Annotated in this window: 5 protein-coding genes; 2 read left to right on the forward strand and 3 right to left on the reverse strand. The window is 59.8% G+C overall.

All coding sequences use genetic code 11. The annotated features are described in order from the left end of the window. A partial coding sequence (locus tag F8N12_RS22910) for an alpha/beta fold hydrolase (protein WP_150582430.1) occupies positions 1–1,580 on the forward strand: 1,580 nt, incomplete at its 5' end. Positions 1,581–2,264: 684 nt separating this feature from the next. On the opposite strand, the gene F8N12_RS22915 is transcribed toward F8N12_RS22910, so the two are convergent. Continuing rightward, on the reverse strand, positions 2,265–2,705 hold the full coding sequence (locus tag F8N12_RS22915; RefSeq protein WP_150582424.1) for a CBS domain-containing protein: 441 nt from the start codon (positions 2,703–2,705) through the stop codon (positions 2,265–2,267). A 283-nt stretch (positions 2,706–2,988) separates the two neighbouring features. Between F8N12_RS22915 and F8N12_RS22920 the strand changes: the two genes are divergently transcribed. Continuing rightward, a complete protein-coding gene (locus F8N12_RS22920) occupies positions 2,989–5,349 on the forward strand; it encodes a DNA polymerase II (RefSeq protein ID WP_191623209.1) in 2,361 nt (786 codons plus the stop codon). On the opposite strand, the gene F8N12_RS22925 is transcribed toward F8N12_RS22920, so the two are convergent. Both F8N12_RS22925 and F8N12_RS22930 read right to left on the reverse strand, forming a co-directional pair. Next, positions 5,314–5,784: a DUF1810 domain-containing protein gene (locus F8N12_RS22925; protein ID WP_150582426.1), complete on the reverse strand. Its 471-nt coding sequence runs from the start codon at positions 5,782–5,784 to the stop codon at positions 5,314–5,316. The two genes, F8N12_RS22920 and F8N12_RS22925, sit on opposite strands and share 36 nt — an antisense overlap. 30 nt (positions 5,785–5,814) lie before the next feature. Then, a complete protein-coding gene (locus F8N12_RS22930; RefSeq protein ID WP_150582427.1) occupies positions 5,815–6,636 on the reverse strand; it encodes an aldo/keto reductase in 822 nt (273 codons plus the stop codon). Between the last annotated feature and the right edge of the window lie 302 nt (positions 6,637–6,938).

Below are 6,938 nucleotides of genomic sequence, written 5' to 3' on the forward strand. Positions count from 1 at the left end.
AGCGCAGCGATCTGACCGCCAGCCGCTTCATTCCCGACCTGTACGCCCGGCAACCGGGCGGGCGTCTGTATCGCACCGGCGACCTGGCCCGCTATGGCGCCGACGGGAGTCTTGAATACGCCGGACGCATCGACCATCAGGTAAAAATTCGCGGTTTCCGCATCGAGCCGGGAGAAATCCAGGCGCGTCTGCAAGCCCTGCCGGCGGTGCAGGACTGCGCGATACTGACCCATGAAGGGCCGAGCGGGCTGCAACTGGTTGGCTACGTGATCCCGCGCGAACCGGCGACCGCCGAACTGCGCGAGCACTTGTTGAGCGACCTCAGGTCACGGTTGCCGGACTACATGGTGCCGGCCCATCTGCTGTTCCTCGAGCACTTTCCGCTCAATGCCAACGGCAAACTCGACCGCCAGCAATTGCCGACGCCGGACGCGAGCCTGTGGCGGCAAACGTATGTGGCGCCGACCACTGCGCTGGAGCAGGCGCTGGCCGAACTCTGGCAGCAGGCGCTGGGGATCGAGCGGGTGGGCGTTAGCGATAATTTCTTCGAACTGGGCGGGCACTCGATTCTGGCCATCCAGTTCATTTCCACCCTCAAGGCCCGGCTGAATATCGAACTGCGTCTGCAAGAACTGCTGGCCCATCCGAGCATTGGTGCGTTGGCCTCGTTTATCTCGCGCAAGCATCGCGAACAGAGCCAGTGCGTGGTCCGTCTGAATACCGCACCGGCGACTGCGCCTAACCTGTTTTGCGTACACCCCAGCGGCGGCATTGTGTTCTGCTATCAGCCATTGGCGAAAAAACTTCAGGGCCAGGCATCGGTGTATGGCGTGATGCATCGCGGGTTCAATCAGCAACAGAACGATGGGCAAACCTGGGACGCGATGATTGCCGACTACAGCCGCGAAATCATCAAGGCGCAACCGCAGGGGCCTTACCATTTGCTGGGCTGGTCACTGGGCGGCCCGATCGCGCTGGACATTGCCGCCATTCTCGAAGGCCTGGGGCATCAGGTGGCATTTCTGGGCCTGGTGGACAGTACCGTGCCGGAGCAGCTGTACCCGGGCGGACTGCCACGCCATCGACACCTGCACGGCGAGCAGCCAGGCAGTGATGCGTCGGAAGAATTACGCGACGCTATTGGCTATTTTGACCTGCTGTTTCCCACCCTCACTGAGCGCACGGCTGCCTGGCTGCGAGACTCGCCTCACGGTTCGGTGAAGCAGTTTTATGACTGGGCGGCGGGGTTGGTTGAGCCTGGCCAGGGTGAGTTGTTGACGACTGTGCAGAACATTAAAACCGAGGTCATGAATGCCCAGGCATTTTCGGTGCATGAGCGGTTGGTCGAGGCGTTCGACGCCTTTACGTTCAAGCCTGTCGACGTTAAGCCGAGCTGTTGGTGGGCGGTGCCGGAGAAGACTGCGCAGGAGTTGGCTTTTGCCGAGGCATTGATCACGCGTTGTAGCCGGTCGGGAGCGTTGAATTGCTCGCTGTATTCGCCGGAACCGCATCGCAGCATGATTTTTGATGAGGGGTTGATTGGGTCGGTGGTGGAGGTGTTTTTGGGGGTTGATCGTTGATCTCTTTTCTGCGCGGTGCTCACTGTGGCGATTGGGGTGTATATCCGTTTTTTTGGTGATGGCCAGTATTGGTTTCGCCCTTACGGCGAGTCACTTGGAAAAGCCTGCGCGGCCCGGCCCCAATTAGCCAAGTGCTCTTGTCCCTGACGTACGGTGGCTCGCCGCCACAGCCGCCGAGGCGGCCTGATAGCCGACCTGGCTCGTGGGAGTTGCGCCACATCTACGCAGCAGCACAAAACCCTTGTAGCAGCTGGCGAAGCCTGCGTCCGATCGCGGCCCGAGCCGGACGCAGGCTTCGCCAGCTGCTACAAGGATTTGCGTTGTGGCTTAACCTGCGCAGCCAGGTCGGCTATCAGGCCGCCTCGGCGGCTGTGGCGGCGAGCCACCGGACGTCAGGGGCAAGAGCGCTTGGTTACTTGGTGTCGGGCCGCGCAGGCTCCTCCAAGTGACCCGCTGTAAGAGCGGAACCCATAGCAGCCATCACCCTAAAACCGGATATGTACACCGATAAATCCACTGCAGCCTGACAGAAAGCCATCTCGAACAAGCCTCGCTCCTACAGGTGATCGCAAGTGCAGGAGCGCTTACTCGTGTAAGCGGCAGGTCAGTCAACATCTTAATCGACCAATCGACCAATCGACCAATCGACCCATCGACCCCTCCGCGACCAAGCCGGCTTCCCCGCTATTCACCCCGAATATATTGCTCCAGCTGCTGAATCAACTCAGCCTGCTCGGCAATCGCTTCCTTGACCAAATCGCCAATCGACAACAAGCCGATCAGCTTCCCATTCTCCACCACCGGCAAGTGTCGCAGGCGTTTGTCGGACATGATGCTCAGGCAGTTGTCGACGGTTTGGTGGGTATCAACCGTGATCACCGGCGAGACCATGATGTCGCGCACCGGCGTGCCCACTGAAGAGCGGCCATGCAGCACCAGCTTGCGGGCGTAATCGCGCTCGCTGATGATTCCCAACACCTCTTCATTTTCCACCACCAGCAAAGCGCCGACGTTCTTCTCGGCCATCTTCATCAGTGCTTCGAGCACCATGTGATCGGGCTTGATCTGGTGCACTTCCTGATTTTTCTGATCTTTCAACTTGAGCAGTTGGGCGACGGTTTTCATGGTGGTTACTCTGGTGTTGTCGTTGTTCCTGAAGAATCGTAGACGCTGGCCCGCAGAGCAAGGCGCAAAACGGCAGATAACGCGCAAATAACGTCATTTGGCCGATATTCATGCGCAAACTGGCGGAGCCAGCCTGCTTACCATGGGGATAGAGGCAAGATCGACCTGACTGAGACACCCGCGTCACGAGCGCGCCAATGCCGTCATCCACCGTATTTGCTGCGCAATCTCAGCCACGATGAAAGGTACAATCAGCGCCTGAATCAATTTCGAGGTTGCAGTGGTGGATTTACAGCGGGGCTTTGTCCTGACCCGGCATTGGCGCGATACCCCGGGCGGCACCGAAGTCGAATTCTGGCTGGCCACCGACAATGGCGCCCAACGGGTTCGCCTGCCGCATCAGCCGTCGGTGGCGTTTATTCCGGCGGTTCAGCGCGAACAGGCCGAATTGCTGCTGCGAGATGAAAAGAACGTCGAGCTGCGCCCGTTGGCGTTGCAGGATTTCGAGCATCGCCCGGTGCTCGGTCTGTATTGCCAGCAGCACGGCCAGTTGATGCGCCTGGAAACGGTGCTGCGCAAGGCCGGCATCGAAGTTTACGAAGCCGACGTGCGCCCGCCGGAGCGCTACATGATGGAGCGTTTCATCACTGCACCGGTGATTTTCGGCGGCACACCCGATGCCGACGGCCTGCTTCGCGATGCGCAGATGAAACCCCATCCCGATTACCGCCCGGCGTTGAAACTGGTGTCTCTGGACATCGAAACCACTGCGCGCGGCGAACTGTACTGTATTGGCCTGGAAGGCTGCGGCGAGCGTCAGGTGTATATGCTCGGGCCGCCCAACGGTGACCACAGCGCGGTGAACTTCCAGCTCGAATACTGCGACTCCCGCACCGTCCTGCTGAAAAAGCTCAATGAATGGTTCGCCCGTTTTGATCCCGACGCAATCATCGGCTGGAATGTTGTGCAGTTCGATCTGCGCGTGCTGCACGAACACGCGCGACGCCTGGGTGTGCCGCTGAAACTGGGGCGCGGCGGCGAGGAAATGCAGTGGCGCGAACACGGCAGCGGCAATCATTACTTCGCCTCGGCGGCGGGCAGGCTGATCATCGACGGCATTGAAGCCCTGCGCTCGGCGACCTGGAACTTTGCGTCCTTCAGCCTGGAAAACGTTGCGCAAACCCTGCTGGGCGAAGGCAAAGCGATCAACAATCCGTATCAGCGCATGGACGAAATCAACCGCATGTTCGCCGAGGACAAACCGGCGCTGGCCAAGTACAACCTCAAGGACTGCGAGCTGGTCACGCAGATTTTTGCCAAGACCCAATTGCTGACCTTCTTGCTGGAACGCGCCAGTGTCACCGGTTTGCCGGCGGACCGCAGCGGTGGGTCAGTGGCGGCCTTTACCCATTTGTACATGCCACTGATGCACCGCAAGGGTTTCGTCGCGCCCAATCTTGGCAGCAAACCCGCTGAAGCGAGTCCGGGCGGTTTTGTCATGGACTCGCAGCCGGGGCTCTATGAATCGGTATTGGTGCTCGATTACAAGAGCCTCTATCCGTCAATCATTCGCACCTTTCTGATCGATCCGGTGGGCCTGATCGAAGGCCTCAAGCATCCCTCTGACGATGAGTCGGTTGCGGGATTCCGCGGCGCACGCTTCTCCCGCAGCCGCCATTGCCTGCCCGCCATCGTCGCGCGGGTGGCCGAAGGTCGCGAAACCGCCAAGCGCGAGCACAACGCACCGCTGTCCCAGGCGTTGAAGATCATCATGAATGCCTTCTACGGCGTGCTCGGCTCCAGTGGTTGCCGGTTCTTCGATACGCGGCTGGCGTCATCGATCACTCTGCGCGGTCACGAAATCATGCTGCGTACCCGGCAATTGATCGAAGCCCAGGGCCACACGGTGATTTACGGCGACACCGACTCGACTTTCGTCTGGCTGCGTCGCGCGCACGGGCAGGAAGAAGCCGCGCAGATCGGCCATGCGCTGGTGGACCACGTCAATCAGTGGTGGCGCGAACATGTGCAGCAGGAGTACGGCCTGGACAGTGCGCTGGAGCTGCAATACGAGACTCACTACAAACGCTTTCTGATGCCGACCATTCGTGGCGCGGAGGAGGGCAGCAAAAAGCGTTACGCCGGGCTGGTCACCCTCGCCGACGGCACTGACGAAATGGTCTACAAAGGTCTGGAGACGGTGCGCACTGACTGGTCGCTGCTGGCCCGGCAATTTCAGCAGGAACTCTATTTGCGAATCTTCCAGCGCAAGTCGTATCAGGATTACGTGCGCGATTACGTGCGCAAGACCCTGGCGGGGCAGTTCGATGATCGCTTGATATACCGCAAGCGCCTGCGCCGTGCCCTCGACGATTACCAACGCAACGTGCCGCCCCACGTGCGCGCTGCGCGTCTCGCCGACGAGTTTAACGATCGGCAAGGCCGACCCCGGCAATATCACAATGGCGGATGGATCAGTTACGTGATGACCGTGGCCGGGCCGGAACCGCTGGAAATCCGCACGGCGCCGATCGACTACGATCATTACGTGACTCGGCAATTACAGCCGATAGCAGATGCAATTCTGCCGTTCGTGAACGACGATTTTTCAACTCTGGTTGGGGGGCAACTGGGCCTTTTTTAAGTCCAGCAGTGACAACGTCCAGTCGTCAGGGATGCTGTGGAAGTACTGTTTGAGCGCCTGCTTGAACAAGGCAGGGTCCGGAGCGACTTGCGCGAACAGCGTCATCGAAGAGCGAAATTTCAGGTCGTCGGGATGACCGAAAATATCGGCGGCGGAGCGTTGTTTAACGTCCAGCACCAACTTCGTGCAGGTGCGCAGACGCGCGCCGAGCAACGGATGTTCAAAGTAGGCCACTGCCTCGTCGGCGGACTGGATGGCAAAATAGCGCGACATTTCACTGCCGCCCAGTCCGGCCAGTTGCGGGAAGACAAACCACATCCAGTGTCGGCGTTTTTCTCCGGCTTTCAGCTCTTCCTCAACGTTTACGAACACCGGATCTTGCGCGTTGATGAAGCGCTGCAGATTGAACGAATCCTGTAGATCGGTGCTTCTCATGGGGAAGCCCTCTGACAAAACCGCATTGACTCAAACCATGGCCAGGCGCTGTTTACGTTGCGGCGGGCGAAATGCCTGGTCCAGCGCCTCCAGGTCCCCGGGTTGAAGCTGTAAGTGTGCAGCCTGTGCATTCAAACGCACATGTTCCGGCCGAACGGCTTTAGGAATGGCTATTACCCCTTCCTGTCGCAGAATCCATGCCAGCGCTACTTGCGCGGGGGTGGCGTCATGCAGGGTGGCGATGGTTTTCAGGGTTGCGTGAGCCAGCATCTGGCCGCCCTGGCCGATGGGACAGTACGCCATCAACGGGATTTGCAGTTGTTGTTGCCAGGGCAGCAGGTCGTACTCGATGCCACGTTCTTCGAGGTTGTACAAAACCTGATTGGTCGCGCAGGCCGGGGAGGCCAGTTCCTGCAAGTCATCGACGTCGAAATTTGACACCCCCCAGCGACCGATCTTGCCTTGATCGCGCAAGCCTTCGAACGCGTCGACCGTTTCCTGGAGGGGATACTGGCCACGCCAGTGCAGCAGGTATAAGTCGATGTATTCGGTACCGAGGCGTCGCAAGCTGCGTTCGCAGGCCTGGGGGATGCCTTTTCGGCTGGCGTTGTGCGGATAGACCTTGCTGACCAGAAAGACCTTGTCGCGTTGATCACTGATGGCTTCGCCAACGACTTCCTCGGCGCCGCCTTCGGCATACATTTCCGCGCTATCAATCAGGGTCATGCCCAGCTCGATGCCTTGGCGCAGCGCGGCGATTTCGGCTTTGCGCCGGGAGCCGTCTTCGCCCATGCGCCATGTGCCTTGACCGATGACCGGTACATGGACGCCGGCCAGTTCGAGTGTCCGCATCAAAACCTCCTTGCAGGGAACCGATTGATACTACGATGGGCAGCAAAATCGTCCGGTGGTTCCCTTTCAGCAGCGCGTGAGACCCCTCACGATGCAACGCCGACCCTCGCCAACCGCGCGCAAACATGGGCTAACGCGTGTTGTAGCCGTTGTAGCCGTTGAAGCCGTTGAAGCCGTTGTAGCAGCTGTCGAGCCTGCGAGGCTGCGTCCGGCTGCGCAGCAGTCGGCAAACGCGACAGCGCGGTGTTTCAGTAAATGCTCGCGCTCAGGGCTTACGACTGCTGCGCAGCCGGACGCAGCCT

Origin of the sequence: Pseudomonas fluorescens (genome assembly GCF_902497625.1) — a bacterium.
Lineage (GTDB): Bacteria > Pseudomonadota > Gammaproteobacteria > Pseudomonadales > Pseudomonadaceae > Aquipseudomonas > Aquipseudomonas fluorescens_BQ.